17 protein-coding genes are annotated in these 18,850 nt (G+C 45.0%); 1 reads left to right on the top strand and 16 read right to left on the bottom strand.

Translation table 11 applies throughout. The annotated features are described in order from the left end of the window. Positions 1-236: 236 nt before the first annotated feature. The 15 genes from spoVM to N5C46_RS05230 form a co-directional block, all read right to left on the bottom strand. Entirely contained in the window at positions 237-317 is an 81-nt protein-coding gene (spoVM, locus tag N5C46_RS05160) for a stage V sporulation protein SpoVM (RefSeq protein WP_032088878.1), read from the bottom strand. Positions 318-430: 113 nt separating this feature from the next. Beyond that, complete coding sequence (locus N5C46_RS05165; protein ID WP_261751188.1) at positions 431-1,078, bottom strand: thiamine diphosphokinase; 648 nt, start codon at positions 1,076-1,078, stop codon at positions 431-433. 57 nt (positions 1,079-1,135) lie between these two features. Next, the gene (gene rpe, locus N5C46_RS05170) at positions 1,136-1,786 is read right to left on the bottom strand and encodes a ribulose-phosphate 3-epimerase (RefSeq protein WP_261751189.1); all 651 of its coding nucleotides are present in this window, start codon (positions 1,784-1,786) and stop codon (positions 1,136-1,138) included. Positions 1,787-1,788: 2 nt separating this feature from the next. Next, a complete protein-coding gene (rsgA, locus tag N5C46_RS05175; protein ID WP_261751190.1) occupies positions 1,789-2,670 on the bottom strand; it encodes a ribosome small subunit-dependent GTPase A in 882 nt (293 codons plus the stop codon). 133 nt (positions 2,671-2,803) lie between these two features. Next, positions 2,804-4,816, bottom strand: a complete 2,013-nt coding sequence (gene pknB, locus N5C46_RS05180; protein ID WP_261751191.1) for a Stk1 family PASTA domain-containing Ser/Thr kinase — start codon at positions 4,814-4,816, stop codon at positions 2,804-2,806. A gap of 4 nt (positions 4,817-4,820) precedes the next feature. Further along, positions 4,821-5,570, bottom strand: a complete 750-nt coding sequence (locus tag N5C46_RS05185) for a Stp1/IreP family PP2C-type Ser/Thr phosphatase (protein WP_261751192.1) — start codon at positions 5,568-5,570, stop codon at positions 4,821-4,823. Positions 5,571-5,708: 138 nt separating this feature from the next. Beyond that, positions 5,709-7,046 (bottom strand): 16S rRNA (cytosine(967)-C(5))-methyltransferase RsmB, encoded by a 1,338-nt coding sequence (gene rsmB, locus N5C46_RS05190; RefSeq protein ID WP_261751193.1) that lies wholly within the window; start codon positions 7,044-7,046, stop codon positions 5,709-5,711. Next, the gene (fmt, locus tag N5C46_RS05195; RefSeq protein ID WP_261751194.1) at positions 7,039-7,989 is read right to left on the bottom strand and encodes a methionyl-tRNA formyltransferase; all 951 of its coding nucleotides are present in this window, start codon (positions 7,987-7,989) and stop codon (positions 7,039-7,041) included. The genes rsmB and fmt overlap by 8 nt, the downstream gene beginning before the upstream one ends. Then, positions 7,989-8,471, bottom strand: coding sequence for a peptide deformylase (gene def / locus N5C46_RS05200; protein ID WP_261751195.1), 483 nt, complete (start codon positions 8,469-8,471; stop codon positions 7,989-7,991). The genes fmt and def overlap by 1 nt, the downstream gene beginning before the upstream one ends. A 31-nt stretch (positions 8,472-8,502) precedes the next feature. Beyond that, positions 8,503-10,926, bottom strand: coding sequence for a primosomal protein N' (gene priA / locus N5C46_RS05205; RefSeq protein ID WP_261751196.1), 2,424 nt, complete (start codon positions 10,924-10,926; stop codon positions 8,503-8,505). Further along, entirely contained in the window at positions 10,913-12,142 is a 1,230-nt protein-coding gene (gene coaBC / locus N5C46_RS05210; RefSeq protein WP_261752284.1) for a bifunctional phosphopantothenoylcysteine decarboxylase/phosphopantothenate--cysteine ligase CoaBC, read from the bottom strand. The genes priA and coaBC overlap by 14 nt, the downstream gene beginning before the upstream one ends. A gap of 134 nt (positions 12,143-12,276) precedes the next feature. Further along, positions 12,277-12,498 carry a DNA-directed RNA polymerase subunit omega gene (gene rpoZ / locus N5C46_RS05215; protein WP_261751197.1) on the bottom strand — a complete coding sequence of 74 codons (222 nt, stop codon included), beginning with the start codon at positions 12,496-12,498 and terminating at the stop codon, positions 12,277-12,279. Beyond that, positions 12,499-13,113 (bottom strand): guanylate kinase, encoded by a 615-nt coding sequence (gene gmk / locus N5C46_RS05220; RefSeq protein WP_034755774.1) that lies wholly within the window; start codon positions 13,111-13,113, stop codon positions 12,499-12,501. Continuing rightward, a complete protein-coding gene (gene remA, locus N5C46_RS05225) occupies positions 13,114-13,386 on the bottom strand; it encodes an extracellular matrix/biofilm regulator RemA (protein WP_034755776.1) in 273 nt (90 codons plus the stop codon). Positions 13,387-13,442: 56 nt separating this feature from the next. Further along, positions 13,443-14,318, bottom strand: coding sequence for a YicC/YloC family endoribonuclease (locus N5C46_RS05230; protein ID WP_261752285.1), 876 nt, complete (start codon positions 14,316-14,318; stop codon positions 13,443-13,445). Positions 14,319-14,559: 241 nt separating this feature from the next. On the opposite strand from N5C46_RS05230, the gene N5C46_RS05235 reads away from it, so the two are divergent. After that, positions 14,560-15,915 (top strand): IS1182 family transposase, encoded by a 1,356-nt coding sequence (locus tag N5C46_RS05235; protein ID WP_261748840.1) that lies wholly within the window; start codon positions 14,560-14,562, stop codon positions 15,913-15,915. A 124-nt stretch (positions 15,916-16,039) separates the two neighbouring features. Here N5C46_RS05235 and N5C46_RS05240 read toward each other — a convergent pair whose 3' ends face one another. Continuing rightward, the gene (locus tag N5C46_RS05240) at positions 16,040-18,721 is read right to left on the bottom strand and encodes a calcium-translocating P-type ATPase, SERCA-type (RefSeq protein WP_261751198.1); all 2,682 of its coding nucleotides are present in this window, start codon (positions 18,719-18,721) and stop codon (positions 16,040-16,042) included. Positions 18,722-18,850 lie beyond the last annotated feature (129 nt).

Genomic DNA, 18,850 nt, shown 5'->3' on the forward strand with positions numbered 1-18,850 from the left:
TTGACTTATGACCTCGAGCCTCAAGCCCCTGGAGCTGGACATGTCGAAAAGCGAAGGCGGCTTGGGCAGAGGCGACAAGCATAAGATGAATCGACCGGAAAGGCGTTCTTTGCCTTTTTGGTCAATTTAGCTTATGACCTCGAGCCTCTAGCCGCCGGAGCTGGACACCTCGAAAAGCGGAGGCTTCTAGCTAATAAAAAAAGAAGATGGCACCAAAGCCATCCCCAACAAACCATTTATTCTTTTTTAAACGTTCCTAACATCGCCCTCACAAGTCCACCCAAGAATTTCGGTAATTTAATTGTATAAAAGCGCATTTAAAGTCCCTCCCCACAATCTAAAGAACGTAATGTTTCGCTTGACAACAGTTCAGTCTATTCAAGCAGTTTCAGTTAAGTACATCTTCTTTTCTGCCTGGTCACGAGAAGCATTAATCACTGCTTCTTATCACCATTAATATGCCATTTGAAAAGGAAAAAGTACCAGATGATTGTATAAGTTCATTACTAATACATAGTGTGGATCCTCTTGAAATATTCCGATTTTTTAATGGATATTTAAAGCCGGTGAGGGTGATCCCATCGACATTTTCGGTGACGGGAACAAAGGAAATATACTGTAATTCCGGGCTTTTTTCAACGTTATGCTCCCCGGGTTCGGCAAGGGATAATTGATTTTGCACGTCGATCATTTCCACTTTGATGCGTGCTTCTAAAAGTTTAGGAGTCATTAATAACTGCAGGTTACCCATGAAGTGATCAAGCCGTCCCCCTGTGGCACCGAAGATGGAAATTTTAGCAGGTTTCTGATCGATCGCCCAGTTCATGGCAAGCTCCAGGTCCGTCTCGTCCTTTTCCGGCTGATAGCGATTGACTTCCCGGACTTTTTGCTGGATCAGTTCCCACTCTTCCATGTTCACTGAGTCAAAATCCCCGAATGCAATATGGGGAGCGATCTTTTGTTCCAACAAGGTATAAACACCGCGGTCCACGCCAACCCATTTGACTTCATCACTGCAGTATTTGTTCAATTCCGGTATGTATCGATCCGGTCCGCCGGCAACGATATTGATTTCCATATCCTCCACTCCCATTTTATAAAAATAGGCTGACCCTTAAGGATCAGCCTCCGTCTCTTATACGAGAGATTTCTTCAACTCTTCGATTGCTGCCCCTCTGTCACTCTTATTGTAGATGGCAGATCCAGCTACAAATACGTCTGCACCCGCTTCGGCACAAACGGCAGCCGTTTCAGGATTGATGCCACCGTCCACTTCGATTTCGAGTGAAGGATTGACTTCATTTGCCCATTCACGGATCTGCTTGATTTTCGGTACGACCGACGGGATGAATGATTGCCCGCCGAATCCAGGGTTCACGGTCATCAAGAGGACCATGTCTACATCTTGCAAGACAGGTCTGATCAATTCTGCAGGAGTACCTGGATTCAGGACGACACCCGCCTTGACTCCTTTGCTTTTGATCATTTGGATCGTTCTATGCAGATGAGGGTCCGCTTCTACATGGACGGTAATATAGTCCGCTCCCGCATCGGCAAAAGCTTCGATGTATTGACTTGGGTTTTCAATCATGAGATGCACGTCCAAAGGTAACGCTGTTAGTGGACGGATCGCTTTTACGATCATAGGCCCGAGCGTAATATTCGGTACGAAGTGACCATCCATGACGTCTACATGGATATAGTCCGCTCCCCCTTTTTCAACATCTTTAATTTCATTGCCCAGCTCTGCAAAATTGGCAGAAAGAATGGATGGTGCGATTTTCATATTTAGTACCTCGGCTTTCTTTCTTTTATTTCTTTATGGAAAGTCAAATAGTGATCGTAGCGGTAATCAGGGATCCTCCCCGCTTCAACGGCGGATTTTACGGCACATTTCGGTTCATTGATATGAAGGCAGCCCCTGAATTTACATTCTTCGGCTACCTCGACCATTTCCGGGAAGCATTTCGGCAGTTCTTCTATTTCAAGCTCTGAAAACTCCAGTGAACTGAATCCCGGGGTATCTGCGACCAGCCCATCCTTTATATCGATGAGTTCCACATGGCGGGTCGTATGTTTTCCCCGGCCCAAATGGGAAGAAATCATGGCCGTCTTCAGCTCCAGATCGGGGTTCAATGCATTTAAAAGGGACGATTTCCCCACTCCGGACTGCCCGGCAAACACCGAAATTTTATCTTTTAAATACGGAGTCAGTTCCTCAAGGCCATGTTCTGTTTTGGAAGACGTCATCAAAACTTCATATCCAAAAGAACGGTACTCGCTCACATATTGTTCAATTTTTTCTGCTTCTTCCGATGTCACTAAGTCCATTTTTGTCACGCAGATAAGCGGTTCGATTTCTTTACTCTCCACCAACACAAGAAAACGGTCGAGGAGCGCAGGACTGAAATCCGGTTCACTGGCTGAAAAGACCAGAATCGCCTGATCGACGTTTGCGATGGGTGGGCGTACCAATTCATTCTTCCGATCCAATACCTTCAGAATGTAGCCATCCGTTTTGTTCTCTGCTTGAAATTCGACATAATCACCAACTAGGGGAGTGATTTTATTTTTACGGAAATTACCCCTGCCCCTGCATTGCGTCACACTGCCTTCTGAGAGCACATAGTAAAATCCACTCAATGCTTTTACGATTTTTCCTTCAGGCATTCGAAACCTCCTATTCAATACGGTTATCTAAATAATTTCGTTATCTTCATTATGTATCATTCCCATTATAAATGAAAACAAGAGGACTGTCCCGTAGGTTCTTTAAAAACCCGGGTACAGCCCCTTGGCGATGTTATTCTTCTTTAGGATACTCGACAGTCCCTGTTTCATACTTTTCCCCGTCGACTAAAATGAGATACTCCCCTTTTGTTCCCTCTTCTAACGTGAAGGTCAATGTAATGGTCGTATCCTCATAAATCCCTTGAACTTGGTCTGCATCACTGTCGTCAAGATTGCTGTCCTTATCGTCAATGAATACTTCCACGGATTGGGGATTCCCTTCTTGACCCTTATAAGGGATGGTTACGTCTTCGGTAACCTCCTTAGTCGGTACTTCCTTAGGCGGTTCAGGACCCTTAGACATAATCACATAAACCGTATCCCCTTTTGTTATTGGGGTACTTGCCACCGGCTTATGGGAAATCACCTTGCCCTCTTCTACTTCTGATGAGAATTCTTCACTTTGTACAATGATGTTTATCCCTTTTGATGCTTCATATTTATCGAGTGCAGTTTGATCGAACCCTTCCAAACTGTCTAAATCAAAGGATTCCCGACCCTTACTCACCGTAAACGTTATCGTCGTCTCCTCAGCCACGACGTCGTCCCCTGGTGACGGGTCCTGATCCAAGATCGTCCCCTTGGCCTTTTCATCATTAAACTCTTCTTCTTTCTCTACCGTGAATCCTTTTTCCTCCAAATCTGCAGACACTTCTTCAAAATCTTTCCCGACATAATCATCGACTTCCACTTTTTCTTTACCCGTACTGACATAGATATCAATAGCCGACCCTTCATTCGCCATTCGGCCTGCTTTCGGATTGGTCTTGATCACATATTCTTCGGGAATTTCTTCATCGGGTACCTTCTTGGTTTCACCCACCACAAACCCAGCTGATATGATCGTCGAAATCGCTTCGGTTTGATCCATTTCAGAAACGTTCGGTACTTCTATCTCTTTCGGCCCCAATAAACCTGGTACCATCGTGACAGCCGCGACCCCTAACAGGATCAATAAAAAGAATAAACCAATGATCACCATCGGCCACTTCTTCTTACTTTTACCTTTAGGCGGTTTTGTTTTATCTTTTTTACCCTTCTTCCCCTCTTTCACTGGCGGGGTCGGCTTGGTTTGCACGTCGTCTGTCTGGTGATGGACGATCGTATCATCTAAATTCGAGTACGCCTTTTGATCCGTGATGACAGGGATCGCTTTAGTCGCTTCATCGTCAAGAGGAACGGCAAATTTAGGTTCGTTCATGCGATCGGCATCAAGGGCCGTCGACAAGTCGTCATCCATTTCTTCAAGGCTTTCGTATCGTCTGAAAGGATCCTTTGCCGTTGCTTTCAGTACGATATTTTCTACACTTTGCGGAATGTCCGGGTTCCACCTTTTCAAGGAAGGTGTTTCCGATTGCAGATGCTTTAAGGCAATCGAGACCGCCGACTCTCCGGAGAAAGGTAATCTGCCCGTCAACAATTCGAACATGACGATCCCGAGGGAATAGATGTCCGATTTCTTTGTGGCCATCCCGCCTCTTGCCTGCTCAGGAGAAAGATAGTGTACCGATCCAAGAACCGAATTTGTCTGTGTGATCGATGTGGCACTAAGGGCCATCGCGATCCCGAAATCCGTTATCTTCACATTTCCTTCTTCATCAAGAAGGATGTTATGAGGCTTAATGTCACGGTGCACGATATGATTCTGATGAGCATGTGACATGGCGATTGTCAGTTGCTTCATGATATCGATCGCCTTGTCGACATTGACAGGCGAGTGTTGCTGTATGTATTGCTTTAGCGTCATGCCATGAACATATTCCATGACGATATAATAGAGATCATCCTCTTCTCCTACATCATAAATGCTCACAATATTAGGGTGGGCAAGACTAGTAGCAGATTGGGCTTCCCGTTGGAATCGTTTAATGAACTCCTCTTCATTGGCAAAGTCGATCCGGAGCATTTTAATGGCCACTTCACGATCAAGAATCACATCGTGAGCTAAATAAACGTTGGCCATTCCCCCTCCACCAATGAGTTTAATAATTCTGTAACGCCCACTGATGCGCTTACCTTCCATCATGTTATCACCCGCTTTCCGTTTCAGCGGCAAACTCGACAATTACTACGGTAATATTATCTTCACCGCCATATTCATTGGCTAAATGAACGAGCGACTCCCCTTTATTTTCCAGGGAGTGGTCCTGGGCCAATACCTCTTTCATTTCTTTTTCAGAGACTTTATTCGAAAGACCGTCTGAACATAGAAGAATGACATCTTCCTCTTCGAACATGATCGTTTTAATATCCATCGTAATTGAAGCTTCCGTACCGATCGCTCTTAAAATGACATTTTTTCTCGGATGATGCTCTGCATCTTCCTTTGAAATTTCACCGCTTCTCACCAATTCATTCACAAGCGTATGATCTTCGGTCAATTGATGAAATCCGTTTTCATTCAGGATGTACCCTCTGCTGTCACCAATATTGACAATCGTTGCAAATAAAGAAGTACAGATGGCTCCGACGAGAGTCGTGCCCATCCCTTCGCATTCGGAATTGGATTGAGAATAAGTATATACTTCTTTGTTTACTTCGTTAATAGTTGATTTTAACCAATTTTCTGCTTCATCAGCGGTGTGAAATTTCTCGGTTTTCTCCCATAAGTCCTTTAAGATGGAAATGGTAAGCTCACTGGCAACGTCCCCTGCTCTGTGGCCGCCCATCCCATCTGCTACAACAGCTAAATGATCTCCATGCTGATTCACGAATACACCGGCACTATCTTCATTCAGCTGCCGCACTTTCCCTTTGTCCGTAAAATAAACCGTCTTCACTTAGGTCACCTCTTCTCTTCTTCTGCACCTGTTTCAAGTAGTTCCTTCTGCACATAACATACTAAAAGGTCTGTTGTACTTTTACGACTTTTACAGCGGATTTTCCTGCTTTACTTTCAACATTTGATGAATATCGACTCAATCCTTTTTCAGGAAGCACGAGATATAGAAGCCGTCGCCTCCGAAATCCTGTGGGAAAATTTGCATTTGGTTCCCGTCAATGAACGGTCTCACCGTTTCCGGAAGTTGATCGAGTGCATGAAACTCAAAGTCAGGGTGATCATTCAGAAAGGCCGAGACGGTTCCTTCATTTTCGTTGCGATCCACCGTACATGTGCTATATACCAGTAATCCACCTTTTTTCAGCAAGGGTGCAACCGCCGAGAGGATATCGAGCTGGATCTTTTGAAGGGATAGTAAATCTGCCTCTTTCTTTGCATATTTAATATCCGGTTTTCTTCTGAGAACACCTAAACCGGAACATGGTGCATCGACCAATATCCGATCGAAACTTCCCTTTTCAAACTTCTCTCCTGCTTTCCTGCTATCAAGGGCAGCGGTGTGTACATTGGAAAGACCGAGTCGGGAAGCATTTTCGTCGATTAATTTGACTTTATGCTTATGAAGATCCAGGGCATGGACTTCGCCGGTTCCGGAGAGCTTCTCCGCAATATGCGTCGTTTTTCCTCCAGGTGCTGCACACGCATCCAGCACTTTCATCCCTTTTTCAAGCTTTAAAGCATAAGAAACAAGCATCGAGCTTTCATCCTGAATCGTACATAATCCATTTCGGTAGGCATCTGTTTTCGCAAGGTTCCCCCGAAGAGACTGCACCGCTTCCGGTACGATCAAACTTTCCTGCACTTCATTTCCGCTGTCAGCCAATTGCTGCAAGAGCTCTTCACGGCTGATCCTGGTGGTATTCACACGGGCCGTTTGGTGTGGAGCGATCAAGTTGGTTTCGCACATTTCTTTCGTTTTCTCTAAACCAAATTGTTCGGACCATCTCTTGACAAGCCAGTATGGATGACTCGTTTCGATAGCGACCCTTTCAACCGGGTCCTTGATGGAATCAAGAGTCGGTAGGCCTTTTCTCTGTACAGACCTTAATACCCCATTGACTAATCCTGAGATACCCTTATGTCCTCTTTTTTTAGCGATTTCGACTGCTTCATAGAATACTGCGCGATCCGGTATCCGGTCTAAGTAGACCAGCTGATAAAGGGATAATCGTAACAATTGACGAACCCAATCATCCAGCTTCCCCTTGATGAATGGTGCCAAATAGAAATCCAGCGTCATTTTGCGTTGAATGGTCCCGTAGGTCAATTCCGTTAATAAACCGATATCCTTACCCGGCAATTCGTTTTTTTCGATCACTGAATGAAGCAGTAAATTGCTGTATGATTGATTCTTTTCCACTGCCTCGATGACATCGAGTGCTGCTTCCCGTACGGTTTTATTTCGTTTACTCATGTTCTTCACCTACCATCAGGCCGGCTTTTAAATGTGCGCCCGCTCCCCGAAGGTAGTCCCTTGCACTCATCCTTTTCTTGCCCGAGGGTTGTAAATCCGTGATTTTAATTCCCGTTGAGTTGCCGGTCGATACAACGAAACCATCCTCTTCAATCCCGATGATTTTCCCGGGTGATGACGGGGTCACGCTCACTTTCTCTCCCCACCATACTTTCATGACCGAGCCGTCCAATGTGGTATACGCAACCGGCCACGGATGGAGTCCCCTGATATGATTGTAGATTTCTTCCCCGTCACGCGTCCAGTCGATCTTCTCTTGTTCACGCTTGATATTACGTGCGAAGGTCGCTTTTGAATCATCCTGTTTTACGGGTGAGATTTCCCCTCTCAGTAATGGAGGGATGGTGTCTATAAGTAATTTGGCACCTGCCGCGCTCAGTTTGTCGTGAAGTGTACCGACATGATCACGTTCTTCGATCTCCACTTCCACTTGGCTGATGATATCCCCCGCATCTAGCTTTTCCACCATATACATAATGGTAATGCCCGTTTTCCCTTTTCCCTGGAGAATGGAATAATGGATTGGCGCTCCTCCACGGAGTTCAGGTAGCAGGGAAGCATGAACATTGATGCATCCATATTTAGGTGCCTCAAGCAGTTTGTTCGGAAGGATCTGACCGAAAGCAGCCGTCACGATAAGGTCCGGTTTTAACTCAAGCACTTGGTTTAACTCTTCTTCATTCTTTATTTTCTCGGGCTGGTAGACCGGGATTCCGTGCTTTTCAGCGGCCACTTTGACAGGTGGTGGCGTGAGGATCCTTTTCCTTCCGACGGGGCGATCCGGTTGTGTCACAACTGCGATCACATCATATTTTTCATCTATTAGAGATTGGAGAACAGGAACCGAGAAATCGGGTGTTCCCATAAAGATCACTTTCGTCATTAAGCTTCATACCCTTCTAATTCTTCTTCTGTAATATACTTTTCTACTTTTGTTGTAAATAAAATGCCGTGCAGGTGATCGATTTCATGCTGGATGGCCCTGGCCAGAAAATCCTGGGCTTGAAATTCAACCGTTCTTCCTTTACGGTCCTGTGTACGGACCCTGATCGAGTATGGGCGTGTCACTTCTCCGTAGAGGCCGGGGAAGCTCAGGCATCCTTCGATGTCGGTTTGAGACCCTTCTGACTCGATGATTTCCGGATTGATCAGTTCAATTGTTCCTGATTCATCGCCGATGTCGACGACCGCTACCTGAAGGTCGATGCCCACTTGAGGGGCTGCAAGCCCGACTCCGTCCGCCTCGATCATGGTATCATACATATTTACAAGTAATTTCTTTAACTTTTTATCAAAATCCGTTACCTTCTCACATTCCTTTTCGAGAATGGCATCCGGATGCATGACGATTGGAAGTATTGCCATAACTGTCCTCCATTTTTCTATATGAATAGTGTTACATCATCATATAAGGGTTCACATCTATGGAGATGGTTAACCCTTGAGATGCATATTGCTGCTGAAATTGATCCAGTACTGTTTTTAACGTACTCCCAAGATTTGGTTCACGCTTGTATTTTATCAAACATTGATAACGGTATCTATTCTTGATCCTGGGAATGGGCGATGCAACCGGTCCGAGGATGATCGTTGTATCAGATAGCTTTGAACGGATGAATGCCGTCATTTTCTCTGAAATATCCACAACCTTCATTAAATCTTCATGACTTAATGTGATCAGCGTGATGTAATAAAAAGGAGGATAGGAACCCATTTTTCTCATCATCATTTCCTGCTGATAAAAACGATTATAATCATGATTGGATGCTAATTCGATCGAATAGTGCTCCGGTGTATACGTTTGGATGACTACTTCCCCGGGCAGTGTGTGCCTGCCAGCCCTTCCACTTACTTGAGTCAACAATTGGAACGTCTTTTCCGCTGCCCTGAAATCCGGCAGATGGAGCATCGTATCCGCACTGAGTACACCTACCAGGGTGATATTCGGAAAATCCAGGCCCTTTGCAATCATTTGCGTACCCAGGAGGATATCTGCCTTGCCTTCCCCGAAAGCCGTTAACAGTTTTTCATGTGAGCCTTTCCGGGATGTGGTATCGACATCCATACGAATGATCCTTGCATCCGGGAGGAGCTTTGTCAATTCTTCCTCAACCTTCTGTGTACCCGTCCCAAAATAACGGATATGCTCACTTGTGCATTCTGGACATGTGGATGGGACCCCTTCTTCATACCCGCAATAATGGCATTTCATCCCATTGGAAAATCGATGATAGGTCAAGGAGATATCGCAATTGGGGCATTGCAGGACAAAGCCGCAATCTCTGCACATGATGAAGGATGAGTGCCCCCTGCGATTTAGAAAAAGGACAGTCTGCTCTCCCTTTTCAAGCCTGCCCTGGAGCTTTTCGAACAGGTTGGTTGAAAACATGGAACGGTTTCCCTTCCTGAGTTCCTCTCTCATATCCACGATATCTACCGATGGAAGCGGCCCGTCATTCATCCGTTTATCAAGTGTCAATAGTCCGTAAACCCCTTTTGAAGACCGGGCGAAGGATTCAAGTGAAGGGGTTGCACTGCCTAAGATCACCGGGCATTGATGGAATTCCCCTCGATAGATGGCCACGTCCCTTGCGTGATAACGTGGATTTTCCTCTTGCTTGTAGCTGGTTTCATGCTCTTCATCGATGATGATGATCCCGATATTTTCAAAAGGGGCAAAAACGGCAGAGCGGGCTCCGACCACCACTTTCACTTCCTTGCGCTGGATCTTTCTCCACTCATCATACTTTTCCCCGACTGATAATCCGCTGTGAAGGACGGCGACATCGTCACCAAACCTTCCTTTAAAGCGGTGTACCATCTGAGGGGTAAGGGAAATCTCTGGAACAAGTACGATTGCTTCTTTCCCTTCCTCGAGTACCCGTTGGATGGACTGCAGATAGATCTCTGTCTTCCCGCTCCCTGTAACACCGTAAAGGAGAAATGTGTGATGCTCCTCTTGATCGATGGTACTCAGTATCGGACGAATCGCCTCTTCCTGCTGGGAAGTCAATGAGAGGGGGAATGTCTTCTCAAATGTTTTATTTTCAAAAGGATCACGGTACACTTCCACGTTTTTCTCTACAAGGATCCCTTTATGGACTAAAGACTTTATGGTACTTGAAGTCGTGGCCATCACTTCCGTCAGGGCGGATGCGAGTATCCCATCACCACCAGGAGCCGCATCCAACATATATTCGATGATTTGTTTTTGCTTACTGGCCTGGGGCGGCAAACCATCTTTCACTTCATCCACTTGATCGATCGGTACGTTCAGATAAAGCTTTCGTACTGTTTTCTTATTCCCTTTCGCTTTCACCCTGTAGATGACTTCGACAGAGCCATTTTTCACCTCTTTATGTACGAGGGTGAGCATGCCGCTTTCTTCGATTGCATTCCAGGAGACCTCTTTTCCGTCCTGGAAAAAGCGTTGGAGGGAGAGATGGAGTTCACCCGGATTCCTGCCTTCTTCCAGTCGAAGGAATTTTTCATACTTCGCTTTCATGGCTGCAGGAAGCATCGCTTGAAAGGCGGAGATTTTAAAGCAGAGAGTCTTCTCGGTCAACCAGCTCCCGAGTGCAAGTAACTCTTTATTCAGGACGGGTATGAGATCCATCGGCTCGACGATCGATTTAAGTTTCGAGACTTCCCCTTTTTCCTTTAATTCAATGACAAAGCCCTGGATTTTCCTCGGACCAAAGGGCACAACGACCCTCATACCGGGAACGATGCTGCCTTTCCATTCATCCGGGATACTGTAATCATACGTTCGATCCGTCTGCATGGCAGGAACGTCGACAATGACGCTAGCTACGTTCATGGGAGGAACCCTTCTTCATATGCCGGACGGCTTCTTTATAGATTTCTTTGGCTACCTCTACCTTTGATAATAAAGGCAGCTCGCGAACGTCTCCCCCACTCGTGACAATCGATACTTTGTTTGTATCTGTTCCGAACCCGGATCCCGTTTCTTTCACATTATTTGCGACGATCATATCTGCCCGCTTTTTCTCAAGCTTCGCCTTGGCATACTCTTCGACGTTTGTCGTCTCAGCTGCAAATCCGATGAGGTATTGGTGTGTCTTCCTTTCACCAAGGCTCATTAATATATCCTTTGTACGCTCAAATTCAATCACCAGATTTACATCTTTTTTCTTTAACTTATCTTCAAATATTTCTTTAGGACGGTAGTCGGCGACTGCTGCACTCTTTACGACGATGTCTGCAGATGGAAATACGTCATGGACCCTATGATACATTTCCTCAGCAGTCGTCACGGAGACAAATTCAACACCTGCTGGAATCGGTAACACGGAAGGTCCGGAGATCAATACGACATCAGCTCCAAGGGAAACGGCCGCTTCAGCAAGGGCGTATCCCATCTTTCCGGTTGAACGATTGGTGAAGAATCGTACAGGATCCACCATCTCCCTCGTCGGACCGGCCGTGATCACTACTTTCCTCCCCTCGAGGAGCTTTTTATCACTGTCACGTTCCTGGAAAAAACGATCAACCAGCTCCACTACCTTCTCGGGTTCTTCCAATCTTCCCTTGCCAATATACCCACAGGCTAAATACCCTTCACTTGGTTCGACAAATTGATAGCCGAACCCAAAAAGGGTTTCAATATTCCGTTTAACTGCTGGATGATCATACATATGTACATTCATGGCCGGGGCGATCCACACCTGTGCCGTCGTTGCAAGAATCGTGGTTGTAATCATGTCATCTGCAATCCCGTTTGCAAGCTTTCCGATCATGTTTGCCGTGGCAGGTGCCACCAGTACGAGGTCAGCCCAATCCGCCAAGTCGATATGAGCGATCTTTGATGAATCTTTTTCATCAAAGGTGTCCCAATACACATCCTGACGGGATAATGCCTGAAAGGTAAGAGGGGCCACAAATTTACGTGCCGACTCCGTCATGATCACCTTCACTTCAGCACCGCCCTGCACCAGCTTGCTGGTCAAGGCTGCCGCTTTGTATACAGCTATTCCGCCAGATACACATAATAGTATTCTTTTCCCCTGCATCATTCTACTTTCCCCCATTACACTTTATCCTTCTTATATTATGAAGGATATTGATAGAAAAAGAAAATAGGGTTGTCCCGAAAGATGATGAAATCTTCCGAGTCAACCCCTGGAGTTATTCAATAAGATCCGCCGGCCTATTCATCAGAATAAACGGCTTTGGCGTCTCTTTCTTTCATAGATAATTGACCGGCATGAATTTCTTCTAGGGCCTTACCTACGAATTTATGAGAATCATATCGGTTCAAACGGTAATCCCCCGAGTCTTGCAGGTTTCTTGCACGCTTAGCCGCAATACTGACCAACGAATATTTAGAATCAATCTTCTTCATTAATGAATCAATGGATGGGTTTAACATTTATTCAGCCTCCAGCATATTTAAGTATCGTTGTTGCACTCGTTCCCGTTTGCAGTGTTCTGCCTGAACGATGGATTTAATCTTATCTACCGCATGTTCAATCTGGTCATTTTCAACAATGTAATCGTATAAATTCATCATTTCGATTTCTTTCCTTGCGGTATTCATCCTGCCCCTGATCAAATCATCTGTCTCAGTGCCTCTTGTCACGAGGCGGTTCTGAAGTTCAGAAAGACTTGGGGGTGCCAGGAAGATAAATAAACCTTCGGGGAATTTATCCCTGACCTGTTGTGCACCTTGTACTTCGATCTCAAGAAAGACATCTCTTCCTGCATCCAGGGTTTCCCGGACATAATCTACAGGGGTTCCATAATAGTTCCCTACAAATTCTGCATACTCCAACAGTTTCCCCTGCTCGATCAGCACTTCGAAATCCTCTCTTGATTTAAAGAAATAATCTACACCATCCACTTCTCCTTCACGGGGTTTCCGCGTAGTCATGGAGATGGAATATTCAAACCTTGTATCTTCCTGGGAAAAAATCGCTTTACGAACTGTTCCTTTCCCTACACCTGATGGTCCGGAAAGAACGATCAGCAATCCTTTTTCTTTCATTTATTTACCCTGCCCTTCTTCTACTAAATCCTCTTTATCTGTCAAACGATGAGCAACGGTTTCGGGTTGAACAGCTGAAAGAATAACGTGATCGCTATCCGTAATGATCACCGCTCTTGTTCTTCTTCCGTATGTAGCATCAACGAGTGTTCCCCTGTCCCTTGCATCTTGTATCAAGCGTTTGATCGGGGCTGATTCCGGACTTACGATTGAAATGATCCGGTTGGCTGACACGATATTTCCAAAACCTATATTGATGAGCTTGATCGACATAACGCTCCTCCTAATCAATAGTTTAGTTTCGCCTGAATGATAGGAAACTAAACTTCTTATTCTACATTTTGCACTTGTTCCCTCAGCTTCTCAAGTGTTGATTTCAGTTCCACTACAATGGTGGCAATGAGGGAATCATTTGCTTTCGACCCAATCGTATTCACTTCCCTGTTCATTTCCTGGATCATGAAATCCAGTTTCCTGCCTACAGGCCCACAATCGATTAATGTGGAGTGAAAGTACTGAATATGACTTTTAAGTCTTGTCAATTCTTCCGTTATGTCTGACTTATCGGCAAAGATGGCCACTTCCGTAAGCAAACGGCTTTCATCGAAAGATGTTTCGTTGTATTCGGCAATCCTCTTTCTTAGTCGTTCTCTATATTGATTGACCACTTCCGGAGCATGACTGGACAGTTCAATGATATTCTTTTCAAACTGACTAAGATGGATGAGAAAATCTTTCTTGAGAAGTTCCCCTTCTTTCTCCCGCATCTTTCTAAGGTCCAGCGCTGCTTCATCCACAGCGTTTAATACCAGATTCTCAAGCTCTTCATTTTCTTCTTCCATCTCTTCAATCAGGATGAATTCTTCTCTGTTCAAGAGATGGGATAATCGCACATCATCTTTTAAGGAAAAGGTTTCTTTCACTTCATTTACTAACTGATAATAATCTTGAATGAGCTTCCAGTCAATATGAAGATTTTTATGAACAAGGCCGTCCCCTGTGATGGTAATGAAAATATCAACTTTTCCTCTTTTGACATGTTGGAATACTTGCTTCTTGATTTTATCCTCTAGCTTCATTAATTGTCGCGGCATTCTTATGTAACATTCACTGAATCTGTGATTCACGGATTTCATTTCAACCGTTACAGTATGTTGTTCAGAGTCTGATTTGCTTCTTCCAAAGCCTGTCATACTGACAACCATTACGATCACATCCAATCCTTTGACGGTATTCGTATGTAAGATAACCGAATTCATTTTCATCTCGTGCTGATCGATTGAGAAGAGAAGCACTCACTTATGTACAACATATCTCATTATATAAAAAAGGTAATAGAGGATTTTCTCTATTACCTCAGCTTGTAGACAAAGTCTAAGAATTAGACCAAGTCTACAAGCTTTTTTTGTATAATAGAAAGGAATAAAGCTTTTGTGGGGGATAAAAATGTTATCAAAACACACTAAAGAAGGAAGAAATCAAATTGAAATGGTTGCGCTAGATGAACTTGTTCCTGAGGATCATCTAGTTAGGAAAGTTGAACAAGCGATTGATTTTGAATTTATTTATGACTTAGTAGAAGATAAATATTGTTTAGACAATGGGCGGCCTGGTATTGATCCCGTTGTTCTCATTAAAATGGTCTTTACCCAATACCTCTTTGGCATACGCTCCATGCGTCAAACCATCAAAGAAATCGAAACCAACGTTGCTTATCGATGGTTTATTGGGTATTCGTTCAAAGAGAAAATCCCTCACTTTTCAACCTTCGGTAAAAACTACGTTAGGCGCTTCCACGATACGGATCTCTTTGAACAAATTTTCTACCGCATTTTGAAAGAAGCGATGACCAAAGGATTGGTGGATCCATCCGTTGCGTTTATAGATTCTACTCATGTAAAAGCGAATGCGAATAAGAAGAAATTCGAAAAGAAAATAGCCCGAGTCGAAACTAGAACGTATCAGGATCAGCTGGATAAAGAGATCAACATTGACCGAGAGGAACACGGAAAAAAGCCCTTCCCCCCACAGAATAAAGAAGAGTCAAAAGAAATAAAGGTCAGCACGACAGACCCTGAAAGTGGGTATTACGTAAAAGATGAGCGCGAAAAGCTGTTTGCGTATTCTTTTCATACGGCAAGCGACTCCCGGGGTTTTATCTTAGGATCTCTTGTCACGGGAGGAAATGTTCACGATAGTCGGATGTTGGACAAGCTCGTCACTCAAGTCACGGATAAAGTCGGTAAGCCCAGTTCTGTCGCTGTTGATGCAGGATATAAAACACCCCACATCGCTAAATTCCTCATGGACCAAGAAATCAGACCCGTTATGCCTTATACACGGCCGAGAACGAAAGACGGATATCTTAGGAAATACGAATACGTTTACGATGAATATTTTGACTCCTATCTTTGTCCCGAAGGACAAATTTTACCTTACCGTACTACCACAAGAGACGGGTACAAACAATACGCTTCAAATCCTTTGGAATGTAAAGACTGTCCTCTGTTAGAACGTTGTACACAAAGTAAGAATCACACCAAGATGATTCATCGACATGTGTGGCAGGATTACATAGATGAAGTAGAACATTTGAGACATACAGAACTTAATAAAACTCTATATGCGAAACGCAAAGAAACGATCGAACGGGTCTTTGCGGACGCAAAAGAAAAGCATGGCATGCGTTGGACGACCTTAAGAGGTCTTAAAAAAGTTTCAATGCAGGCGATGCTTACATTCGCTGCCATGAATCTTAAGAAGTTGGCAAACTGGACATGGCGAGGGCCATGTCCAGCCTAGAAACAGGAGAAAAATCTTTTAAAATATCAGAAAACCCCACCTTCGGTTAAAGTGAAGGTGGGGTTTGTCTACAGTCTGAGGTAATAGAGGATTTTCTCTATTACCTTTTGGATTATACCACATTTCACTGTTTTTTTCTTGCAAAAAATGACCCTGCCAGTAAAAAGGTTGGAACGGAGCTTAAACCAATGATCAAGAGCCAATCTTTCAATACGATCGGTACTGTATGGAAGATCGGTTGCAGGGAAGGGATATAGATGACTAAGAGCATTAATATGAGTGAAGATAATACGGCAAAAACGAGATACATGTTCCCGAACGGATTCCTTGAAAACACCGAGACTTCACTCCGGCAGTCGAACACATGGATCAGTTGTGCCATGACCAAAGTAGCGAACGCGACGGTTTGGGCATACGCCAGGTGATCCGGATGAGTCTTATACGAGAGCATGAACGCAAGCAGCGTCGCCCCGCCGATCAAGAATCCCCTGGAGACCACTTTCCACCCGAGCCCCCTTGCAAACACACCTTCCTTTGGATGTCTCGGTTTTCTTCTCATCACATCATCTTCCGGCTTATCAAGTCCAAGTGCCATGGCAGGGAGGCCATCCGTCACCAGGTTCACCCATAAAATCTGGATCGGCACCAATGGAAGCGGGAGAGCCAGAATCATGGCAAATAACATGACGAGGATTTCACCGACGTTCGAAGCTAACAGATACCGAATGAATTTGCGGATATTTTCATAGATGTTCCTTCCTTCCTGTATGGCTGATTTAATCGTAGCGAAGTTATCATCCAACAGGACTAGCGAAGAAGATTCCTTTGATACGTCCGTGCCTGTAATCCCCATGGCGACTCCAATATCCGAGGATTTAATGGCAGGGGCATCGTTGACCCCATCCCCTGTCATCGCCACCACATGCCCCCTGTTTTGGAGGGCTTTGACGATTTTCAGCTTATGCTCTGGTGATACACGGGCGAACACCGACACTTCATCCACTATTTCTTCCAGTTCATGCACTTCCATTGCGTTTAATTCTTTTCCATCCATGACGCGGTCTTTATTTTTCAAGATGCCCAGCTGTTTGGCAATGGCTTTCGCCGTCAGAACATGGTCGCCGGTGATCATGACCGTCTTGATCCCGGCAGCACGACACTCTTTCACCGCCTGCTTCACCTCAGGTCTCGGAGGATCGATCATCCCTTGTAAACCGATGAAGGTCACCCCTTCTTCCACGTCCTCCTCCACCAACGCTTCAACAGCACGTTCCTTGATCGGTTTATATGCAATCGCAATGTTTCGTAATGCGTTAGATGACATCTCACTGATGGCACCTTCCACTTTTTCGGTGACCTCTGGTGATTTCGGCTGAAGTCTTCCCTCCCACAGGATCGATTCGCTTTTCCCGACCAATACGTCAGGAGCTCCTTTCGTTACGGAGAAATGCTTTCCATTCTGGTCGACCACGATGATACTCATCATCTTCCTTGTGGAATCAAAAGGGAACTCTTTGACAATCGTGAATTTTTTCTGCAATGATTCCCTGGAAAGCCCGGCCTTTAACCCTGCTACAAGAAGGGCCCCTTCCGTGGGGTCACCATCGACGATAAAGGTTTTTTCACGGGTTACAAGCTCTGCATGATTGCACAGCATCCCGAAAGTCAACAGTTGCTGCAGTGCATTCTCACTGTGAGGCGTCACCCGTTTTTCCCCGGTATAAAATTGGCCGTCTGGTTCATAGCCTGTGCCGGTGACGGTCCACGTCCTTCCTCCACTCCACAGATGGGTGACCGTCATCTTGTTCTGTGTCAAGGTTCCGGTTTTATCAGAACAAATCACCGATGCACAGCCTAATGTTTCCACTGCCGGCAGCTTTCGGACGATGGCTTTCTTCTTGATCATCCTTTGAACACCAAGAGAAAGGGCAACCGTCACAATGGCAGGCAACCCTTCAGGTATGGCTGCTACGGCCAATGAAACCCCGGCTAAGAACATCGTATACATATCATGGCCCTGGATCACGCCGATCCCTACCACCAATCCCGTCAGTACAAGTGCAACCGTAATGAGGATCTTCCCTAACTCTTCCAGTCTTCTCTGAAGAGGGGTCGTCATGGTTTCTGCGTTTTGAATCATATCGGCAATTTGCCCCATTGCCGTTTTCATACCAATCGAAGTCACCACACCAATTCCATTTCCCCTCGTGACCATCGTCCCCATAAATGCCATGTTTTCCAAGTCCCCGAGACTCATATTTTCACCATTTACAGGGTTTGTGGATTTGGTGACGGGTAAAGACTCCCCGGTCAGGGCGGATTCTTCTATTTCAAGATTATTCGCTTCAATGAGACGTACATCCGCCCCGATCCGGTCTCCACTTGCAAAGCGGATGACATCCCCAATGATGACATCCTTAGAAACGATTTTCACCCACTTACCGTCCCTTAACACTGAAACCTGTGGCGCAGAGAGCTCCTTTAAAGCTTGAAGCGACCTCTCGGCTTTCCGCTCCTGGAAAAAGCCTAAAAAGCCGTTAATGAACACAATGGCAATGATGGCGATGGCATCGATGTATTCACCGAGTAAACCTGAAATGAGCGTGGCTGCCAATAACACGAGAACCATGAAGTCCTTGAACTGACTGAAAAACAACAATAAAGCTGATTGCTTCTCAGCTTCTTCTAATTGATTGTACCCAAATTGTTTCCGTCTGATTGCAACCTCTTCTGTTGAAAGCCCTTCTTGATAATTGGTATTTAATGACTGCTCTATGTCCTCTTGTCTCATCTCATGAAATTTCATGCAACCATGTCACTCTCCTCCTACGATACGAAAAGTTGTCCTTCTCATAGCATTCTTATTCAGACTCGTCCTAAAAAATGATATGATTTAAGTATGTTTTGCATTTTCCCTTTCAGGGAGATAAAATCG

The sequence above is a fragment of the Rossellomorea vietnamensis genome (assembly GCF_025398035.1).
Taxonomy (GTDB): domain Bacteria; phylum Bacillota; class Bacilli; order Bacillales; family Bacillaceae_B; genus Rossellomorea; species Rossellomorea vietnamensis_B.